Here is a 19,793-nt window from a genome sequence, read left to right on the forward strand (position 1 = left end):
CTGCACATGTTGCAGAAGGAAAATAGGTGGACGACTTTTACGCCGCCCGCGGCAGGACTATCCCGCCGCTACCGTGGCCGAATTTTGCACCGCCGCTCTCAAGTTGCACCGGCAGCGCGACAAGGTCACCGAAGTCGATGCAATGCGCGTTGCGCTTGAGCTGCTCATAGGTCGCGTAGACACGAGCCACCTCGACGGCACGCTCTGCCGCTTCGCGGGCCTCGGTGTCAGTCGCCTTCGTTAGCATGGCGCCAGCGAGCGCGGCGTAACTGTTGGCGTCGACCACCTCATCCTTGGCTCTGGATATAGCAACCAGCATGTCGGAGATGATTTGGGTGGGATCATACAGGTTACGATAGTGAGCCAGCCTCAGACGCGGAAACTCCTCCTCTAGGAGCTCAACTGCCTCAGTACGATCCATCATCCGTGGATCTTTTTGTAAGCCGAGCTCCGCATAGAACCGGCGGATGATATCGAGGCCAAAGGCGTGAAACGTGCCGATCCACATTGCGGCCGCTGCGTCGGGCCTTTTGCGCGCGATCCTTTCGGCCATTTCACCCGCTGCCTTGTTCGAGAACGTCAGAAGCAGGATGCGCCTTGGATCAACACCGTCTGCGAGGAGGCCTTCAACGCGTGCGACTAACGTCTGGGTTTTGCCAGTGCCTGGACCTGCTTCTAGCAGGTAGGCCCCTCCGCGATGCCCCGCCGCCGTTGCTTGCAAGGGATTCAAGGGCCGTTCCTCATGCGCTGCCGTCGGCTTGGTCGGGAAGGGCGGCAACAAGAGGGCATCAAGCAGCTGTTGCGCCACGACCTCGAACGGCGCGCCGAGCTTCTCGGCAATCTCAGAAGCAGAAAGCCCTCCAGCTACGTGGAGTTCTCGGGCGACGCTACGAGGAAGCAGCAACTCTCTCGCGAACAGATCCATCTGGACTTCGCGCCGTTGCTTGCGCCCATAGTCGACAACCCGATCAATACCGACCGGTGATGGTTCGGCGGCGCGGGCGGGGTCGATCGTCGGCGCAGACTCATCGTCCGGATCGTCGCCAAGCTCGACATGCCCGATCTCGTGCGCAACAAGGAAGGCTTTCTCGAATAGAGAGCCGACATTCTCATGAAGGATCAGATCGTCGGCGGCTATAAAGGTAGCGCGACCGCCGTTGAGCATAGCTGCACCCGCCGCAGTCGGCTCAACGTCAATCCCCCGCCGCGTGGCCTCGGCGACGACGAATTCATACGGTGCCCAAGGATTGGCGCCGGATTCGACAAGGTGAGCGTGAAGCTCGGCGGCGACTTGCCTGGCAAGCTCCACGCTGTCCATATCAGTCCATCTCCCCCAAAAGCCGGGTTCGCTTCTCAACGGGAATGCCGGCGTCGATCAACACCTTTTCGAAAGTGACCTGCTCACCCGTGGTCGGCTTTCCGTCAGCCTTGTAGCTACGAGCCGCAGCTAGTGGGGTGGCTCCCCAAGACAACTCCAGCTGGGCGACGGAGCAGCGCATTGCGATCGCCAGATTTTCAAGAAAGCGGCGAGGGATACTGAGAAACGACACGCGCCGTTCACGCAGTGCCGTGACAACCTGGCGCGGGATGTCCAGTTGGTGAGCGACGGTGCGCCAGTCAGCGGCTGTGAGAGCCGCAAAAGGATCTGGAATTGCCTCGGGCAGAGCCCTCGCATGTTGCGACCAGGCGGCATCAATCAGCGCCTGATCCGCAGCGGAAGGGGGCGCGGCCTCTTCCGAGGTCTCGCGGCTGAGTTCGCGCGAGAGATCGACGAGTTCTGCGGCGTATTCTGGGTAAAGACGCAGGTAGCGTTCGAGGGTCGAGCGATCGGGCTCGCTTTCGACTGCGAATGCGTCGAGCACGGCTTCGCGGGATGGGCGTTCGCCGGCGGGACTCATTGCTTTTCACCGTCGGCCAGAGCCACCCGCAACGCTGCGAACGCTTTGTCGCGATAAGTTCGGATCGTTTTTTCGGAACGACCTAGGGCCTTGGCGATGGTCATGACGTCTGGCTCCTTAGAATCTATTGGGAAGCCCTGTTTCAGCATATGTATGATCCTGATTTGTTCTGGCGGTAAAGCTTCAATCGCCGCATCCAAACGCGACCGGTAAGACGGATCGTCAAAATCCGATGCGGCGAAAGGATCATGGGCTCCGGCCGCTGCCTCGACCTCTGCTGACAGTTCACCACTCTCCTCGTCATATTCGAGAGGCTTGGATCTGTTCTCGTCGCGCCAAGCCTGTTCCTGAGCATCGCGTCGCAAGCTCGCCACAGCGCCATCGAATCGCACCTCGAAATAATCGAGTTTGTCGACGTATGATGCTCGGTCTGCGGATAGAATTTCTACAAACCGGCTGAAGACTTTGTCACGCACCACGCTGCGCGTCAGCGATTCAGTCTTGCCGTCGGAGTTCTCCGGTTTGGGCACGCTGCGGAGCACCCGCTCCATGAGTATACGATAAAGGCGCTCGAACCATGTTTCGTTATTGTCGTGACGACTAGCGCGGATGAAATACACGAGGCACTCGCTGGGTACGTATCCCGGCTCGGAGCGCTTCGTAATTGCAGCTCTGCCGATTAACTCGTCGCGTGGCAGCGCGGCCAACTCGGCGATGAGTGTTTCCACCTTCCTGTCGCGCTCATAAAGCTCGCCAGTAAGTCGTCGCTTGCGCAGCGGAGCTACAACCGTGTTGCCGTTACGATGAGCTTCCGGCTCCGGTTTCGCCCCCACTACTCCGTCCAACCTCTTCATAGCCCCGTCCGCTTAGTCTGCGCCCTTGTTCAAACTCGCCTCAAGCGAAGCGATGCTGTCGATCACGGCTTCGAACGCTGGCGGGTCGCCGAAGATCATGCCCTGCATAGCCCGGTAATCAATGCGGAGCTGTTCGATCATCGCGTCGTGCGGCGCAAGTGCGAAGGAGCCAGGAACAGCGCTGGCGAGATCGAAGTCGGGCCGATTGAAGAACATGCGGGCGTGCGCGACGCAATCTTCACCGAGCGCTCTATCTTTGATGGCCGCTGCTCCTACCGGTGTCGCGACGAGCCGATGCAGATCGTAGTAGTGTCGCGAAACCCGTTGGCCACCGCCCTTTAGTTCACCGCGCTTGTCGAACCACCGCCGCAGCCCGTGGACAATGACGACCTTGTCCCAAAAGGTTCGTTCAGGATCGACAGTCCGCACGGCTGGCACCGTCAGGTCAAGCGCCGGAAGATCGTCATCGACATAGGGTTTAATCGGCACTTCGCTATTGGGATCAAGCGCAGACTTTGCACCTGACTCAATCTTGATGGCCGCCCTCACATACTCCGACCGCGGTGTCGCCGCCGGATACCAGATCAACAAGGTCTGGCCATCGGGATCGGTGTCGTCGGCTTCGATCCTCGCGTTTGAGGGATCAGCGCCGGCGGCCTTGAGGCGGTCCGCAAGAATTTTCGTCAATTCGTCGCGCAGGGGTCCGTTAATGTAGGCTTTGCAGGCATCCTTGATCGCCTCGAGACGTGCTTTGCGTTTCTTTCCACTGAGCTCCTCAAGTTCCTCGATGGTCGCCGGCTCGCCAATGTCATCTCTAAATACCGTGACATCTATGTCTTCGGAGAACCGGCTGATTAGACCGAATCCCTTGGATAATGAGGTTCCGCCTTTGAAGAGGAGGCGAGGACCACTGTCGTTTAATCCGTTGAATAAGACATCTAGGGTCCAACAGACCCAAAAGTCTTTTTCTATGTTCTGGGCGGCCGTGCCGAGCCGCTGCGCCGTCGTATCGAAGGCGCTCAACATCGCAGCTTCTCCAGCTGCAAGGACCTCGTCATAAGCTGGATTCATTTCTTCATTGCCTGGAGTGACTGCGTTTGTTGCTTGCTATGCGGGTCGAGACCGACTTACGTTTCAGGCGAGGATCGCCATGGCGATGTCCATCATCGTCGTCGCGGTGATGATCGTCGGCGTCGTGATCATCTGCAGTGCGATCGCTACTGACATGCTGATCATGATCGCCCCTCTCACCTTCGATGAGCGGCTTGAGAAATGTCCACATCCATGTCGGAAGCGCGGTAATGCCTGCTGCCAAATCGGCTTTAATGGCCGCGCCGACCGCAGGATCCTCGAAAAGCTTGGCAAGTTTGCCGCTCACGCGGTCACTTTCACCTTCGCGGAGCAAAATATCGCGAAGCCAGTAAAGCGCTTGAACGACCCGCATTGCCGGTCGTCCGGCCCAGAACAATTTGCTGGCGGCTGTTGGACGAAAGGTGATCGTCACATTGCCGAGCTTGATCGGTCGCCGACGTGCATCGGTATGGACGATAATTTTTGCAGGAACAGCGTCTGTCAAACCGAGGTCATTTGCTGCAGTCATTCCGTCTACAAGCATACGGGTTTGATCGCGGCGCCCAACGGCATCGATAACAGAGCGCGGATCGGGAGGATTGGGCTTTTGAGTTAGTTTGTTAAAACCAGGCTGGTCATAAAGTCCTCGATCGATCCGCCTGAGGATTTCTGTTTTTGTTAGGCGTTGCAACGCCTTGTCGACCGCATCTCGCGAGGCGAGGTCAACGAAATCGCTAGGCGTCCAAACCTTGCGCGGTGAATCCCCACGTATGCGTTCGAGCATTGCTGATTTCAGATCGGGTGAGTCGGCTGCCATGTCCGAAAGATGTATACTTTTTTCGGACAAAAGGCGAGTCCGAAATACACATACAAATTTCGGACAAACGCTCCGTATGTTCATCGACGAATGCTGAAAACGCGAATGGTTGGCATCGGCCGTGCCGACGCGAAATGCGTTCGGTATCGTGCGATCTGGCCGGTAGAGCAGTTGTTTCCGGCCGACACGATCAATTGGAAGAGCGATTGCAGACCTCGCGCAGCCGCGCAGGCGACGTGGCTCGTTCATTCGGCGCTTCGTCGCTGCGTGTGGTCACAGCCGGGATACTGGTTACACCCGAGAAAGCGGCCGTTGTTGCGACCTTTCCGTTCTACCAGTTGGCCCACGCCGCACGCCGGACATTGATTTAGCGTATCACCATCAATGGTCTCGAAACGCAAGTTTTCGCCGGCGATTTCTGAGAGCTCCCGAATATATCTGGATGGCTCACGGCTGTTCGTAAGCAGGAACACGCCGCGGCTTGCGCGGGTCAATGCGACATAGAAAAGGCGGCGCTCCTCGGCAAACTCAAATGTCTCCGGTCGCGGCATGACTAGATTGAACAGCTCGTCGTCCTCTATCCGGCTTGGCACCCCATAGTCGCCTTCACTGACATCGAGCAGAATCGTATAGTCGGCCTCAAGTCCCTTGGCTCGATGGAACGACAGTCCCGACACCTCGATATGCTCGAATTTTGGTGTCGCCCCCCTGAACGGGTCCAGCTGGTTGTAGCGCCACAGCACCATGACCTTGAGTTTCTGGTGTCCATCACTCCGCCACTGTACGGAAATCCCGCCAAGGAAGGTGTCGAGGCGCTTCAGCAATCGGAGGCATGAATCGGCGAAATCTGGCTTGCCCCCTTCACCGTCGGTCGGAATGACCCGGATCGACCGCGCAATCGCGGGCCGTGTCGATCGCACCGACTTTTTAAGTTGGGCGGCATTGCGCTGCACGAAACTGGCGGCCGTCTCGGCGATGAGCTGGTTGCAACGATAGGTCTGCTCCAGTCGACCTTGCCAGCTTGCCCCGAAATTCGCCTCGAACTGCGTGAAGATCGTTATGTCCGATCCGGCGAAGCGATAGATGGACTGCCAGTCATCGCCAACCGCAAAGATCTTGGTGAATGCCTTCTGATGCTTCAGCGCCTTAATCAGGTTCGCACGCGGCTCGGAAATATCTTGAAATTCATCGACCAGGATAAGGGAGTAGGGGCTCTGATACTGTCCGGCTTCCACGAGCCGCGTGGCATTGGCGATCATCGAGTCGAAGTCTATGCGATTGGCTTTTTCAAGCTTCCGGGAATAGGTCTCGGTGATCTTCCAGACGACCTGAGCAAACTCTTTGGCGCGGGTGCGGTCGTGGAGCGCCTTGGCCCGCTCAAGCAGCATGTCCAGGGTGAGGTGACTGGCGCGGATGTGTTTGATGCAGACCGCAATCAGCTTGTGATAGTGTTTGATGACAACAGGCTCGAGGGCTTTGACGATCGCCGTATAGCTCTTTCTTTCGAACGAGATGCCCCGTTTCGTGAGCTGCGCCTCGAGTTCCTCAATCAGCGATCCATTGCACGCTTGTGCAGACGTCGTCTGGAAAACGTCCATCCCCGCCTTGCGGTAGCCGGCCAGCTTGTGTTCGGCATGGGTGGCGTAGTCTGTGAAGGGTGATGAGCCATCGGCATTGATAGCCAGATGCTCGTGTATCGTCTTGCTGGTGGGGTAATAGAAGTCCGGATGGACGTACCGGATCTGCCCGTTTTTCTCTTCGATCGGGATCTGGCGTTCGTAGTCGAATTCGACGGAATGCAGCCACAGCCAATTCGTGATTGTCTGCTCCTGGAGCGACTTCACATGTATCCCGGCCATCGTGCCGATGGTCGCATTGCCTTTCCGCCGGCGCACCGACAGATAGCGCTCGTAGTCAGCCTCAGAACCAAACACCTCGACCGGGATATCCGCCTTGGGATGAAGGACGAGGAGGTTGACCCAGAGATCGGCGAATTCCGCATCTGATCGCAGCAGATCGTCAATGATCTGTTCGATGATTTTCGCTTCGCCGGCAGGGTGTTCGACCCAGTCGGCGAGCTGTGGGGGACGGCCTTCGACCTCCTCGATAATTCCGCGACCCAGCGCATGAAACGTAGTCACTTTACATTCCGAATTTCCTGGATCGACCGCGAGCTGTCTGGATATCCGCTCCTTTAGCTCGTCAGCGGCGCTCTTGTTGAAGGCAAGGACGAGAATCTCTTCAGGGCGATAGAGCTGCTTGTCGAGGACATAGGCGACCTTGCCGACCATGGTTGCGGACTTGCCCGACCCCGCTGAGGCGACAAGAAGATTGTTGTCCTCCAGTCGAATGCATGCCTCGCGTTGCTGATCGGACAAGGACCGGCCGTCTAAATTGTCAAAGAACGACCGGTATCTCGACAGCTCAGCTGAGACAAACGCGTCATTATATCTGTGGCGCACGTCCGGATCGGTAACGAACGCGAGCGATCGGGGCAGCACCGCTTTCAGGGTGGCTGGCATCAGTTCCGGGTCGAACAGAGGGTGCGAAAGCGCGGCCGCGGCTTCACCGGTTACACCCGCAATCGCACGGGCGAGGTCGGCATGGGCCAGATATTGCCGGTTACCCTCGGTGATAGTCTGTAGTTTCGTATCCACCTCGCTCAAGCGGTCGGTGTCAGAGCTGATCAGGTCGAAGAGGTGGCTGTTGATGAAGCTGTAAAGGTTTGCCGCAAGCCGGGTTGCTGCCTCTTCTCCGAGGCACGATAGGGTATGAATCCCTTTACGCGAGCGGACTTCAACCGAGTGCCACAGCAATGCCTTGGTGACAGAAATTGCTATGACATCCAGGCAAGGAAGATCGAGGGCGCCGTTCACATTGAGCTGCAAGGCTGCTGGTAACGACACGTTCAGCCTGACCTTCCATTTTCCCTGGGGAAGGAGCCGAGCAAAAAAACCAGGTCGGTATGTTCGAACGCGATCAGTCATCAGGGTTTAAGCGCTACCTGCCGGGACATGAACCCATCGAAGAGCACGTCAAAGAGAACATGGTTTGGGGTAGCAGATAGCTCATGGATATTCGCCATTTTTCAACGGGATGTTGCTAGGTCAAACCGATTATCACCAATGAGTAAAAGATCGATCCGATGACGCGAAACTTCCATTGCCGTGCCTGCCAGCACAACCTCTTCGACTGCACCTGCGAGTGTTCCAGTACCTTCGTTGCCGGGGCGGAACAACTGTCTCAATTTCTGGCGTTCTGTCTGCGAGGCGCCAAGCACGAGGTTATCATTTCTTCACCGTGGATCACCGGCGGAGCCTTGGCGACGATGTGGACGGAGTTGATGGGCGCGGCAAGAAGGGCAGAGATACATTTCTACACCGACTATGAGTTCAATCTGATGCAGGTCGACAAGAATTGCAAAGTTGAGGACTTGTTCGAGACATACAAGCGGTCTTTTGCCGAGGGCATTCGAATGCTCCGGGATTTGGGCGTTACCGTTCACCGATTGCGCGGAGCCCACAATAAGTCGCTCATTGTCGACGAAAGGATCTTCGTTGACGGTTCCTTCAATTGGCTGTCAGCCTGGCGCGATCCCAAATCGGAATTGACGCGCCACGATTCCGCTGTCGCCATATGCGGCCGGCGCGCTACTCGCCACCGCATGCAGTATCTTGAGCAGCAGTTTAATGTGCCGCTTGAGATGGAGCCAATTTTACTGGATCGCGATGACGAGGATGCGCTCACATACGATTTTCTCAATCTGACCTCGGAAGGCAATCGCTTTTTCACCGGCCGAGACGAGCCGACCTATACGACCGACGTTGCGCTTCCGGTCGGACAGCCCCTTTTCTTTTCCATCCTGGAGGAGTTCTCCGGGGTCATGTTGAAACGGGGTATAGATCGGCAAGTGCTCGACCGGAATGACAACAGCATCCGATTGGTACGCGACCGCGATGCCGCGATCGACCATGCTTGCGTATCATGGGGAGATGAAGTGCTTGTGGAGGACGCCAACAGCTTCGCCATCTTTGAGGTTGACCGTGCGCAACTGAAAAATTTACACCTCTTTGGTAGCTTTGGTCGCACTCACCGCCGCTCGGACTATCGGACGCCGCTCCAAACCCGCGACATCATTCCGCCGCAGGCCCTAAGGCGCGACCGGACCACCTACGTCCAACAAGGTTAAAGATCGTGCTTAGTCTCCGCTTCGGCCAATCGTTTGCTGCAAGAGAGCAAACGTCCGGTCGAGGCCGTCAAGGCGATTGCTGATCAGGAAGGCGCCGGTCACCGCTAAGCATCTGCATGGCGCGGGATGGAAAGAACGCCGGGTCGTGGCTGTCGCTGCGGAACCGGTGAAAGATCTGTGCCGGAAAAACCGCCTGGCCCTCCGAAGCAAACCAACCCCGCTCTTGATTCGATGGCGTCCTGGACCAGGTCCGGATCTCCGTCGATCAACCCGTTGAGGGTCGGCTAGCAAGCTGCCGCCGCTCGGCTTCGCCTTCGCGGTGATCGCGACCGTCCCCGGTCCTTCGAGGAGCCATCGAGCGGGATCGGCCCGCTCCGGACGGAGGTTTCTCACATGGCACAGGATCTTGCACTCGCTCAGCGCCACGCATTCGCACTTGCCCGCACTCTGATGGTCCCGGTCACGCTCTTCAGGTCCGGCAACGAGTTCGGCGTTCTCCCGAGCGACGAACTCGATGACGGCGAGGTCGAGACCATCGCCGAATTCGATCCCTTCGAATACGGGCCGGCTCATTGAGCCGGCTTTCCCCCTCCTTTTCAGGTGCCGCTTGCGAGCGGCAGGCGGCAAGGGAAGCTTCGCCGCGGCTGGCACGGCCAGCTCGGCAAGGTGCAGATCTGCACCTTGCCGGCCGCGCCCTTGCCCCCTTTGCTCTTCGCGAGCCGCCGGAAAGGGGTCCCGCAAACTGCGGGGAGAACAGAAACGGACAAGAAGGGCGGACGTGTGAGCGCCGACAGAAAGCATGGAGAAAAAAGAACTGGAAGACCTGCGGGACCGTGTGCTCTGCCGGGTCGTGTTGGAGCAATCCGGCTTTGCGGTCGACGTGAAGGAGAGCACCCGCAAGGCGGTCAAATATCGGCGCGGTGCGGAAATCGTCATCGTCATCCATGACGGGCGGGGTTGGTTCGATCCCCTGTCCGACGCGAAAGGCGACGTCTTCAGTCTCGCCGCGCATCTCGAAGGAGTGTCCTTCGTCGAAGCGCTCGACCAGGTCGCCGCATTGGTCGATTTTGTCGCCAAAGAGCCGGTGTGGACCAGAAGCGTTCGAGATCGCGTTCCGGCCGCGACCATCCCCGAGCGGTGGGCAAAACGCCGCAAGCCTTGGCGAGGGTCGATGACGTGGCGCTATCTGCGTGCTGAACGCTGCCTGCCGGAGACCATCATCCGTGCCGCCCTCCAAAGCGATGCGCTGCGGGAAGGTCCCTACGGCAGCATGTGGGCCGCCCATGTTGATGCCGATGGCGGCGTCACCGGCTGGGAGGAGCGCGGCCCTAACTGGCGTGGCTTCTCGACAGGAGGGTCAAAGGTTCTGTTCCGGTTCGGCGCCCTCGACGCCTCACGCCTCTGCGTCACCGAGGCGGCGATCGACGCCATGAGCCTGGCCGCGTTCGAAGGAATGCGAGAGGGAAGCCTCTATCTCAGCACAGGCGGGGGATGGTCGCCGACGACAGAAGCCGCGGTTCGCGTGCTCGCCGCGCGCCCCGGCGCGCAGCTCGTCGCCGCCACGGATGCCAACAGTCAGGGCGAGGCCTTTGCCGGCCGCCTGCGCGACATCGCAGAAGATGCCGGCTGCGACTGGTTCCGCCTGACGCCGCCGGCTGAGGACTGGAACGACGCATTGCAGGAGAGAAAAGGAGAAGAAAAGGAAAGAAGGGTGGGTAGGGGAGGCCTGCCGCATGCCCGCCGGCCGCGTCAAGGGTGAAGCTTCGCCCGGCTGAAGCCGGCCCTTGACCCAACCGGACGGAGAGGCGGCCGCGGGGGAGGGGTCAGGAAGGGCTGAAGAGAAGATGGAGTCATCGCAAAGATGAGCCGCGCTTCAGCCCGACGAGGCTGAAAGGAGCCCGCTCATGAACCTCTCTCCCATCCGCAAGGTATTCCAGGGTGTCACCGACCGGCACCAGATGTTCCGCATGTTCGACCGTCATGCGCAGCGCCCGAACCGCTGGGAGGGCGACGACAGTGCGCTCTATCGCGGCGAATGGTTCGAGATCGGTGAGGCATCCCACGATTACATGTTCGAGATCCTGCCGCCGCTCTGGATGAAGGCTGAGATGTTCGCCATGCGCGAGTTCCTGACCAATTCGATCACCAGCATCTTTTTCACGCTGTCGATCGACGGGCGCATACGACACTTCCACGGTTATTGCGACCTCGCTGACAAGGGTTCGCCCGCACGCATGCGCGAAGCCATCGTCGAGCGTGAATCCCGTCCCGTCCGGGCGATGACGCGCGAGGAGCGTCTCGAACATATCTGGAGCAGCACGGCTGACGACTATCGCGGCTACGCCGGCGAGCGTTGGCCAGAGGCTGATCGCGGCAAGCGCACGGTCATGTTCTTCGCCAGACCAGGCGGCACCACGTGCAAGCTGCTAGAAGACCTGACGGACGTGGAGATCGCGGCGAAGCTGCCGGCACATCTGCGTTACCTGCCCGAGCGACAAGCGGCGTGAGGGAGGGTGGCATGTTCACTTTCTCTCTCACGGACATTTGCGCCGTGCTGGCGCGTGGCCGTGCCGACGCGGCCGCAAACGGCGGCTTTCGGATTCTGTATCAGGGAATATCCCCTGAAGCCGAGGCCAGAGCCGGCCTGTGGCTGGTCGGTGACGAGGGCGTTTACGTGATGTCCAACGGAAAACTCGCCGAGGGACAGCGTCCGCTCGTCATCCATGCCGAGGAGTGCGATCCGAAGACCAATCCGGATTACTGGCATTACAAGCGGCAACATTTCGGGGGCGATGACGGGGTCGAATTCATCGACGCCGTCGAACTCGAAACGCTCGTCGCGGCTCAGCCCGACGCGACGCATCTGCGGTTCGTGATGAACGACACGTCCATATCGATCAGCCTGATCCGCCGCTGACGCGGCGCACCCTTCCAACAACTTCGCGACCGTCCGCCCGCAGGTCAAATCCAGCGGAACGATGACGCTCGCCCTTTTCCAAGGAGAGCATTTTCATGTCCAACGATCCTTTTTCACTTGGTCCTTCTGGCACCCTCGACATGTTCGGGAACACAGCCCTGTCGTCAGGGCTCGGCCTGGGCGTCACGGCCTTCGGTGGCTTTGCACCCGAGACGGCCCCCGAACCTGCCAATGACGACGATCCCGATCCGACGCCGCCCGCGCCCGCACCGGCGCTGCCGATCGCTGCGCCCCTGCGGTTAGCACCACGGCGGCAGGGCGACCGGGCGAACTTCTATCTCGATGACGGCGAGGATCGCGGCCTTGCTGCGTCCTGGAAGGAACGCGCCCGGTTGAATGTGGCGGCCATTTTGATCGCGAACGAGATCGAGCGGCACAACGTTCCAGTCACGCGCGAGCATCAGCAACGGTTGATCCGTTTCACGGGGTTCGGCGCCTCCGAGCTGGCGAACGGCATGTTTCGCCGCCCGGGTGAAGTCGAGTTTCGGGACGGCTGGGACGATCTCGGCTCGTCGCTAGAGAGCGCCGTCTCCGAGAGTGACTATTCGAGCCTGTCCCGTTGCACGCAGTATGCGCATTTCACGCCGGAGTTCATCATCCGGGCGATCTGGTCCGGATTGCAGCGCTTAGGCTGGCGCGGCGGCCGTGTGCTGGAACCGGGCATCGGCACGGGCCTGTTTCCGGCGCTGATGCCGGAGGAATATCGAGACAGTAGCTATGTGACCGGCGTCGAACTCGATCCTGTCACCGCGCGGATCGTAAAGCTCCTGCAGCCGAAAGCTCGGATTATTGAAGGGGATTTCGCGCGCACCGATCTCTCGCCGATCTACGATCTTGCCATTGGCAATCCACCGTTTTCCGATCGCATCGTGCGTTCCGACCGGCAATATCGGTCACTTGGTCTCAGACTGCACGACTACTTCATCGCGAGGTCCATCGATCTTCTGAAGCCCGGCGCCTTCGCGGCCTTCGTCACCAGTTCCGGCACGCTGGACAAGGCGGACAGCACAGCCCGCGAGCATATCGCCAAATCCGCCGACCTGATTGCCGCAATTCGCCTGCCCGAAGGCAGCTTTCGCCGGGACGCCGGCACGGACGTCGTCGTGGACATCCTGTTCTTCCGCAAGCGCAAGGCTGGAGAAGCTGAGGGCGACCAGACCTGGCTCGACGTGGATGAAGTCCGCCCTGCAACAGAAGACGAAGGCGCTATCCGCATTAACAGGTGGTTCGCACGGCATCCTGATTTCGTGCTTGGCGACCACGCGCTGACGTCGGGCCCGTTCGGTGAGACGTATACGTGCCGTGGTCGCGCCGGAGTCGATCTCGAAGTGGCGCTGAATGCCGCCATCTCTCTTCTTCCGGAAGATCGCTACGACGGCGAGCCGTCAGCAATCGACATCGAACTGGAGGACGAGCTCGGGGAGATCGTCGATCTTCGGCCCGCAAGCGAGAAGGTTCGCGAGGGCAGCTTCTTCTTCGACGCCAGGCACGGCCTGATGCAGATGGTCGACGGCTCTCCGGTTCCGATCAAGGTCCGCAAGGGCCGGAGCGGCGATGGCTTGTCCGAGAAGCACATCCGCATCATCAGCAAGCTGATCCCGGTCCGGGACGCGGTGCGCGAGGTGCTGAGGTGCCAAGAACAGGATCGCCCCTGGAAGGACAGCCAGGTGCGCCTGCGCATCGCCTGGTCGTCGTTCGTCCGCGACTTTGGACCGATCAACCACACCACGGTTTCGATCGCGGAGGACGAGGAAACCGGCGAGGTCCGGGAAAGCCACCGCCGACCGAACCTGAAGCCCTTCCTCGACGATCCCGATTGCTGGCTGGTCGCTTCCATCGAAGACTATGACCTCGAGACTGATACCGCCCGTCCCGGTCCGATCTTTTCCGAACGGGTGATCTCGCCACCGGCAGTCCCGGTGATCACATCGGCGGCCGATGCGCTGGCCGTGGTGCTCAACGAGCGCGGCCGTGTCGATATCGACGATATCGCCGAACTCCTGCATCGTGACCCGGAGGCGGTGATCGCCGATCTCGGCGAGGCCATCTTCCGCGATCCGACCGACGGTTCGTGGCAAACGTCCGACGCCTATCTCTCCGGCCCGGTCCGCACCAAGCTTGCCACGGCGGAGGCGGCTGCCGCCCTCGATCCTGGCTTCCAGCGCAATGTCGAGGCACTTCAGGAGGTCCAGCCCGCCGATCTGCGTCCGTCCGACATCACCGCTCGTCTCGGCGCGCCGTGGATCCCGGCGTCCGACGTCGTCGCCTTCGTCAAGGAGATGATGGGGGCGGAGATCCGCATTCATCATATGCCGGAACTGGGATCATGGACGGTCGAGGCCCGTCAACTTGGTTATAGCGCCGCCGGGACATCGGAATGGGGCACGAGCCGCCGCCATGCCGGCGAACTGCTCGCCGATGCGCTGAATTCCCGGGTGCCGCAGATCTTCGACACGATCAAGGACGCCGATGGCGAGCGGCGGGTGCTGAATGTCGTCGATACCGAAGCGGCGCGCGACAAGCTGCAGAAGATCAAGGAAGCGTTCCAGACCTGGGTATGGAGCGATCCGGATCGCACCGACCGGCTTGCCCGGGTCTACAACGACCGCTTCAACAATATCGCGCCGCGCAAATTCGATGGCTCCCATCTGAACCTTCCCGGCGCCTCGGGCGCTTTCGTTCTTTATGAGCATCAGAAACGCGGCATCTGGCGGATCATCTCCTCGGGCTCCACCTATCTCGCCCATGCCGTCGGCGCCGGCAAGACCATGACGATGGCGGCGGCGATCATGGAGCAACGCCGTCTCGGCCTGATCGCCAAAGCGATGCTGGTCGTTCCAGGTCATTGCCTGGCGCAAGCCGCGCGCGAGTTTCTGGCGCTCTATCCGTCGGCTAACATTCTCGTCGCCGACGAGACCAATTTTACGAAGGACAAGCGCCAGCGTCTCCTGTCGCGGGCGGCGACGGCGGCCTGGGATGCGATCATCATTACGCACTCTGCGTTCAAGTTCATCGGCGTGCCCTCGGCCTTCGAACAGCAGATGATCCACGACGAGCTGCAGCTCTACGAGGATCTCCTGACCAGGGTCGATGACGAAGACCGGGTCTCGCGCAAGCGGCTCGAGCGCCTGAAGGAAGGCTTGCAGGAACGGCTGGAATCCCTCGCGACCCGCAAAGACGACCTACTGACCATCTCCGAAATCGGCGTCGACCAGATCGTGGTCGACGAGGCGCAGGAGTTCCGCAAGCTGTCCTTCGCCACCAATATGTCGACGCTCAAGGGCATCGATCCGAACGGTTCGCAGAAAGCCTGGGACCTCTATGTGAAGTCCCGCTACATCGAGACGAAAAATCCGGGCCGCGCTCTGGTGCTGGCGTCCGGCACGCCCATCTCCAATACGCTCGGCGAAATGTTCTCGATCCAGCGGCTGCTTGGCTACGAGGCATTGCGCGAACGGGGCTTGCACGAGTTCGATGCCTGGGCGAGCAATTTCGGCGACGAGAAGACGGAGCTGGAACTGCAACCGTCCGGCAAATACAAGCCGGTGAGCCGCTTCGCGTCCTTCGTCAATGTGCCGGAACTGATCGCCATGTTCCGCACCTTCGCCGATGTGGTGATGCCGGAGGACCTGAAGGCCTATGTGAAGGTGCCAGTGATCGCGACCGGCAAGCGGCAGATCCTGACCGCAGCACCAACGCCCGCCTTCAAGGCCTACCAGCAAATCCTGGAAACCCGCATCAAGGCGATCGAGGAACGCGACCGTCCAGCCGAGCCCGGCGACGACATCCTGCTCTCGGTCATCACCGATGGGCGTCACGCGGCGATCGATCTCCGCCTGGTCATGCCGGCAATGGACGACGAACCGGACAACAAGCTCAATCTGCTCGTTCGCAACGCCCACCGCATCTGGAAGGAGACCTTGGACAACATCTACCTCCGCCCCGACGGCAAGCCTTACGAACTTCCGGGCGCGGCGCAGATGATCTTCTCCGATCTCGGCACGATCAATGTCGAGAAGACAAGGGGGTTTTCTGCCTATCGCTGGATCCGCGACGAGCTCATCCGTATGGGCGTGCCGGCGACCGAAATCGCCTTCATGCAGGATTTCAAGAAGACCGAGGCAAAGCAGCGCCTGTTCGGCGACGTCCGCGCCGGCAAGGTCCGCTTCCTGATCGGGTCATCGGAAACCATGGGCACGGGCGTCAATGCCCAGCTCAGGCTAAAGGCATTGCACCATCTCGATGTCCCATGGCTGCCGTCGCAGATCGAGCAGCGGGAAGGCCGCATCGTGCGTCAGGGCAACCAGCACGACGAGGTCGATATCTACGCCTACGCCACGCAAGGCAGCCTTGATGCCACGATGTGGCAGAACAACGAGCGCAAGGCGAGGTTTATTGCCGCCGCACTCAGTGGCGATACCTCCATCCGCCGGCTGGAAGACGTGAACGAAGGCCAGGCCAATCAGTTCGCCATGGCCAAGGCCATCGCCAGTGGTGATGAGCGCCTGATGCAGAAGGCCGGGCTGGAGGCCGACATTGCCCGCCTTGATCGGCTGCGCGCCGCTCATGACGACGATCTCTTTGCAGTTCGCCGGCAGCTCCGCGACGCCGAGCGCGAGATTGAGACGGCGAATCGCCGCATCGGCGAGATCGGACAGGACATCGAACGCCTGGTCCCGACATCAGGCGATGCCTTCGCAATCACCGTGATGGGCAAGCCGTACACAGAGCGCAAGGATGCCGGCCGGGCGTTGATGAAGGAAATCCTCACCCTCGTCCAGCTCCAGAGCCAAGGTGAAGTCCACATCGCATCGATCGGCGGCTTCGATCTCATCTATGAGGGCGAACGTTTTGGCCGTGGTGACAATTACCACTACCAGACCCTGCTTCAGCGCACCGGCGCGACCCAAGAGATCGATCTCGCCGTCACTGTCACGCCGCTCGGTGCCATCTCCCGCCTCGAGCACGCGCTCGACGGGTTCGAAGAGGAGCGGGAACGTTATCGACTGAGGTTGGCTGAGTACCAGCGGCGGCTTTCCTCCTACCAGTCGCGGCAGGGTGGCACCTTCGCCTTTGCCGACGAATTGGCTGAGAAGCGCCAGAAGTTGCGTGAGGTCGAGGAGGCGCTGGCGAAGTCTGCGCGCGGCGATGCCGAGGCCGAGGAAATTGCCGCTTAGCCCCGTTGCTGACGTGGCTTCTGGCCTTGCCCTGTCTCGCTCTCGAAGGATAAAGATGGGCAACGCAGGAGCGCCTCAACGGGGAGCGGAAATCTGCTGTCAAGTATGCCAGGATCAGTCAATGGCGCGGATAGAATATTCGAAACTCGGCTTCTGCGACGCACTACCCGAGGAAATTCGCGGGACGATTGAGATGATGGCGCCGCAATTCCTTGCCGAAACCTGGCCCGTGCGGTTTGTCGCGCTGCTGTCGATGTTGGAGGAGATCACAGATCAGGTGGAAGAGGCTGGTCGTCCGTTTGTCGTCAACAATTGGGTGATCATCGTCAGCGGCTTGCTGGAACACCTGCCGCGCGATCTGTCGTCGCCTGAATGCCTGGCCCTGATGCGTCACAGCGCCCTCGAGCCACTCCGGCAAAGTGCTATGCGAGAGTCACCGTGCTTGGACCAGCATGATGAACTCTTGCGGAGCAAATATCCGCAGTGGTCGGTAGTCGAGGACCTCCTCCGGGAATATGAAACATGGGCTGCGAAACAATCGCTGATAAAACGCCACTAGCAGTGATACGGATATCAACGACGAATTCGAGAAGGAAGGGGGGCCTGCGTCGGGGATAAATCCCTGACACCATGGGCCAGGCGGAACCTGCAGGCTCCTTCGATTGCCCGTGCTGCCTCGCGTTTCCCTCACCCGTCTGAAAAAGTAAGAGGAGGAAAGAAAGGAGGAAACCCCTTTCGCAGACCGGCCTTCCCGTCGCCGCTGGCGCTCAACCGCCCCCTCCGCACCCCTGCAGGTCGTTCTCGCAAAGCTTCGCCCCGCTCGCCCGGACCGGCAGGGCCGCTCGGGCGCAGTTGCGCCGGTCCGCCCGCCCTGCGCTCCGGGAAATGTCTTCGGAAGAACTGAAGACGGACAAGAGCCGGCGATGTCCCGGTTCCGCGACCCCGGAAGGAGCAAATCCCATGCAGATCCTCAAACTCGATCCCCGCGCGCTGAAGGACAATCCCGACGACGCGCGCCGTTCCAAATCCTCACCCCAGGCCGATGCCCTGCTTCTGGCGACGGTGAAGGCGGTCGGCATCATCCAGCCGCCGGTCGTGTCGCCGCAGACGGATGGCGGGAACGGCTACATCATTCAGGCCGGCCACCGCCGCGTCCGGCAGGCGATCGCCGCCGGCCTCGAGGAAATCGAGGTGATCGTCCGCGAGGCGGCCAACGATAACGGCGCCATGCGCTCGATGGTCGAGAACATCGCCCGTGAACCGCTCAATCCTGTCGACCAATGGCGCGGCATAGAACGGCTCGTTGCGCTGGGCTGGACCGAGGAAGCGATCGCTGTCGCACTCGCTTTGCCGGTCCGGCAGATCCGGAAGCTCAGGCTGCTCGCCAATGTGCTGCCGGCCATGCTCGATCATATGGCGCTTGGTGACCTGCCGAACGAGCAGCAGCTCCGCACCGTCGCCGCCGCCTCGCTCGACGAGCAGAAGGAGGTCTGGAAGGCACACAAGCCGAAGAAGAACGAGCGGGCGGACTGGTACAACATCTCTCGGGCACTCTCGAAGACGCGCATGTATGCGAAGGATGCGAGCTTCGGTGACGAACTCGCCGCGGCCTACGGCATCGAATGGGTGGAGGACCTGTTTTCGCCGGCTGACGAAGACACGCGCTACACCACCAATGTCGAGGCCTTCCTTGGCGCCCAGCAGGAATGGATGACGAACAATCTTCCGAAGAAGGGCACGATCGTCGAGGTCAACAACTGGGGCCAGCCGGAACTGCCGAAGAAGGCCGAACGCGTCTACGGCAAACCCTCGAAGTCCGACCATGTGGCCATGTATCTCGACCGCGACGGCAAGGTGCAGTCGGTGGCTTTCCGCATGCCGGAGGACAGACAAGCGAGGGGCAAGGGCGGCGTCTCCGCGACAGGCGGGCAGGGCGATATCCATGACGGCAGGGTCATCGATACTCCGAAGCCGCGCCCCGACGTCACCCAGAAGGGCCATGACATGATCGGTGATTTCCGCACCGACGCACTTCACGAGGCGCTCGGCCGCGCGCCGATCGAGGACGACATGCTCATGGCCTTGCTCGTTCTCGCCTTTGCCGGCCAGAACGTCCGCGTCGACTCCGGCGCCAACGACACCGTGTTCGGCCCGAAGCGTTTCCGGCGCCATGCCGCGCGTCTGTTTTCCGAGGACGGAAAGCTCGCCTTCGATACGGAGACGGTGCGCGTCGCCGCCCGCTCCATGTTGACTGACGTCCTGTCTTGCCGCCGCGGCATGTCGAACAGCGGCGTCGTCTCCCGCATCGCCGGTGACGCCATTGGCGCCGACGGCTTTCTGCCAAACATGGGCTCCGAAGATTTCCTGTTGTGCCTGTCGCGGCAGGCGCTGGAAGCGGCGGCGAAGGAGGTCAATGTCCTGCCGCGTCCAAAGGTGCGCGAAACCCGTGCGGCTCTGGTCGACCACTTCAAGGAAGGTCATTTCGTCCATGCGTCGGCGCTCTTCGCGCCCGATCCGAACGAGGTCGCCGATCTGATCAGCCAAGCCGATACTCCCGACGACGAGGAAACCCAGGTTGACGCCGCCGAGAATGGCCTCGACGGCGAGTCCGTCGAGGGCGCCGCGGTCGATGCGGAGACGGATGCAGATACAGGCGAAGGCGCTCCGGTCGGTGGGAGCGTCGTCGATGAACGTGAAGCCCCCGATCCGTTCGAGGGTGAAGCCGATCTGCCCGACACCTTCGACCGCGCTCCCGGTACAACCGATTCCGACGATGCGCAGGAGGCCTATCGCGTCGCGGCGGAATAGCC

Annotated in this window: 13 protein-coding genes and 1 pseudogene; 8 read left to right on the top strand and 6 right to left on the bottom strand. The window is 60.6% G+C overall.

Annotation, left to right across the window (positions count from 1 at the left end; all coding sequences use genetic code 11):
• Positions 1-100 precede the first annotated feature (100 nt).
• The 6 genes and pseudogenes from SL003B_RS21865 to SL003B_RS21885 form a co-directional block, all read right to left on the bottom strand.
• Positions 101-1,318: pseudogene (locus SL003B_RS21865) on the bottom strand (ImmA/IrrE family metallo-endopeptidase); the annotation flags it as partial.
• Position 1,319: 1 nt separating this feature from the next.
• Positions 1,320-1,898, bottom strand: coding sequence for a hypothetical protein (locus SL003B_RS21870; RefSeq protein ID WP_003501432.1), 579 nt, complete (start codon positions 1,896-1,898; stop codon positions 1,320-1,322).
• Positions 1,895-2,752 carry an RNA polymerase sigma factor gene (locus SL003B_RS21875; protein ID WP_013650715.1) on the bottom strand — a complete coding sequence of 286 codons (858 nt, stop codon included), beginning with the start codon at positions 2,750-2,752 and terminating at the stop codon, positions 1,895-1,897. Before SL003B_RS21875 ends, SL003B_RS21870 begins: the two co-directional genes overlap by 4 nt.
• 12 nt (positions 2,753-2,764) lie before the next feature.
• The gene (locus SL003B_RS21880) at positions 2,765-3,823 is read right to left on the bottom strand and encodes a nucleotidyl transferase AbiEii/AbiGii toxin family protein (protein ID WP_003501430.1); all 1,059 of its coding nucleotides are present in this window, start codon (positions 3,821-3,823) and stop codon (positions 2,765-2,767) included.
• Positions 3,824-3,827: 4 nt separating this feature from the next.
• Positions 3,828-4,889 carry a DUF6088 family protein gene (locus tag SL003B_RS22945; RefSeq protein ID WP_013650716.1) on the bottom strand — a complete coding sequence of 354 codons (1,062 nt, stop codon included), beginning with the start codon at positions 4,887-4,889 and terminating at the stop codon, positions 3,828-3,830.
• Complete coding sequence (locus SL003B_RS21885; RefSeq protein ID WP_003501426.1) at positions 4,886-7,627, bottom strand: UvrD-helicase domain-containing protein; 2,742 nt, start codon at positions 7,625-7,627, stop codon at positions 4,886-4,888. Before SL003B_RS21885 ends, SL003B_RS22945 begins: the two co-directional genes overlap by 4 nt.
• Positions 7,628-7,785: 158 nt before the next feature.
• On the opposite strand from SL003B_RS21885, the gene SL003B_RS21890 reads away from it, so the two are divergent.
• The 8 genes from SL003B_RS21890 (at position 7,786) to SL003B_RS21925 (ending at position 19,791) form a co-directional block, all read left to right on the top strand.
• A complete protein-coding gene (locus SL003B_RS21890; RefSeq protein ID WP_003501424.1) occupies positions 7,786-8,829 on the top strand; it encodes a phospholipase D-like domain-containing protein in 1,044 nt (347 codons plus the stop codon).
• 393 nt (positions 8,830-9,222) lie between these two features.
• Positions 9,223-9,405 (top strand): hypothetical protein, encoded by a 183-nt coding sequence (locus tag SL003B_RS21895; RefSeq protein ID WP_003501420.1) that lies wholly within the window; start codon positions 9,223-9,225, stop codon positions 9,403-9,405.
• A 223-nt stretch (positions 9,406-9,628) separates the two neighbouring features.
• Positions 9,629-10,588: a DUF3991 and toprim domain-containing protein gene (locus SL003B_RS21900; RefSeq protein WP_003501418.1), complete on the top strand. Its 960-nt coding sequence runs from the start codon at positions 9,629-9,631 to the stop codon at positions 10,586-10,588.
• A 145-nt stretch (positions 10,589-10,733) separates the two neighbouring features.
• Complete coding sequence (locus SL003B_RS21905) at positions 10,734-11,336, top strand: DUF1419 domain-containing protein (RefSeq protein WP_041376396.1); 603 nt, start codon at positions 10,734-10,736, stop codon at positions 11,334-11,336.
• An 11-nt stretch (positions 11,337-11,347) separates the two neighbouring features.
• Positions 11,348-11,746: a DUF3085 domain-containing protein gene (locus SL003B_RS21910; protein ID WP_003501412.1), complete on the top strand. Its 399-nt coding sequence runs from the start codon at positions 11,348-11,350 to the stop codon at positions 11,744-11,746.
• A 95-nt stretch (positions 11,747-11,841) separates the two neighbouring features.
• Positions 11,842-16,983, top strand: coding sequence for a DEAD/DEAH box helicase family protein (locus tag SL003B_RS21915; protein WP_013650718.1), 5,142 nt, complete (start codon positions 11,842-11,844; stop codon positions 16,981-16,983).
• A gap of 121 nt (positions 16,984-17,104) precedes the next feature.
• Positions 17,105-17,542 carry a hypothetical protein gene (locus tag SL003B_RS21920; RefSeq protein WP_003501408.1) on the top strand — a complete coding sequence of 146 codons (438 nt, stop codon included), beginning with the start codon at positions 17,105-17,107 and terminating at the stop codon, positions 17,540-17,542.
• Positions 17,543-17,943: 401 nt separating this feature from the next.
• Complete coding sequence (locus SL003B_RS21925; RefSeq protein WP_035243678.1) at positions 17,944-19,791, top strand: ParB/RepB/Spo0J family partition protein; 1,848 nt, start codon at positions 17,944-17,946, stop codon at positions 19,789-19,791.
• Positions 19,792-19,793 lie beyond the last annotated feature (2 nt).

It is taken from the genome of Polymorphum gilvum SL003B-26A1 (assembly GCF_000192745.1).
Classification (GTDB): Bacteria; Pseudomonadota; Alphaproteobacteria; order Rhizobiales; family Stappiaceae; genus Polymorphum; species Polymorphum gilvum.

Bases quoted from the DNA above. Each gene is read 5' to 3' on its own strand.
- SL003B_RS21870 (WP_003501432.1), bottom strand. From the start codon at position 1,898: ATGAGTCCCGCCGGCGAACGCCCATCCCGCGAAGCCGTGCTCGACGCA.
- SL003B_RS21875 (WP_013650715.1), bottom strand. From the start codon at position 2,752: ATGAAGAGGTTGGACGGAGTAGTGGGGGCGAAACCGGAGCCGGAAGCT.
- SL003B_RS21880 (WP_003501430.1), bottom strand. From the start codon at position 3,823: ATGAATCCAGCTTATGACGAGGTCCTTGCAGCTGGAGAAGCTGCGATG.
- SL003B_RS22945 (WP_013650716.1), bottom strand. From the start codon at position 4,889: ATGAACGAGCCACGTCGCCTGCGCGGCTGCGCGAGGTCTGCAATCGCT.
- SL003B_RS21885 (WP_003501426.1), bottom strand. From the start codon at position 7,627: ATGACTGATCGCGTTCGAACATACCGACCTGGTTTTTTTGCTCGGCTC.
- SL003B_RS21890 (WP_003501424.1), top strand. From the start codon at position 7,786: ATGACGCGAAACTTCCATTGCCGTGCCTGCCAGCACAACCTCTTCGAC.
- SL003B_RS21895 (WP_003501420.1), top strand. From the start codon at position 9,223: ATGGCACAGGATCTTGCACTCGCTCAGCGCCACGCATTCGCACTTGCC.
- SL003B_RS21900 (WP_003501418.1), top strand. From the start codon at position 9,629: ATGGAGAAAAAAGAACTGGAAGACCTGCGGGACCGTGTGCTCTGCCGG.
- SL003B_RS21905 (WP_041376396.1), top strand. From the start codon at position 10,734: ATGAACCTCTCTCCCATCCGCAAGGTATTCCAGGGTGTCACCGACCGG.
- SL003B_RS21910 (WP_003501412.1), top strand. From the start codon at position 11,348: ATGTTCACTTTCTCTCTCACGGACATTTGCGCCGTGCTGGCGCGTGGC.
- SL003B_RS21915 (WP_013650718.1), top strand. From the start codon at position 11,842: ATGTCCAACGATCCTTTTTCACTTGGTCCTTCTGGCACCCTCGACATG.
- SL003B_RS21920 (WP_003501408.1), top strand. From the start codon at position 17,105: ATGGCGCGGATAGAATATTCGAAACTCGGCTTCTGCGACGCACTACCC.
- SL003B_RS21925 (WP_035243678.1), top strand. From the start codon at position 17,944: ATGCAGATCCTCAAACTCGATCCCCGCGCGCTGAAGGACAATCCCGAC.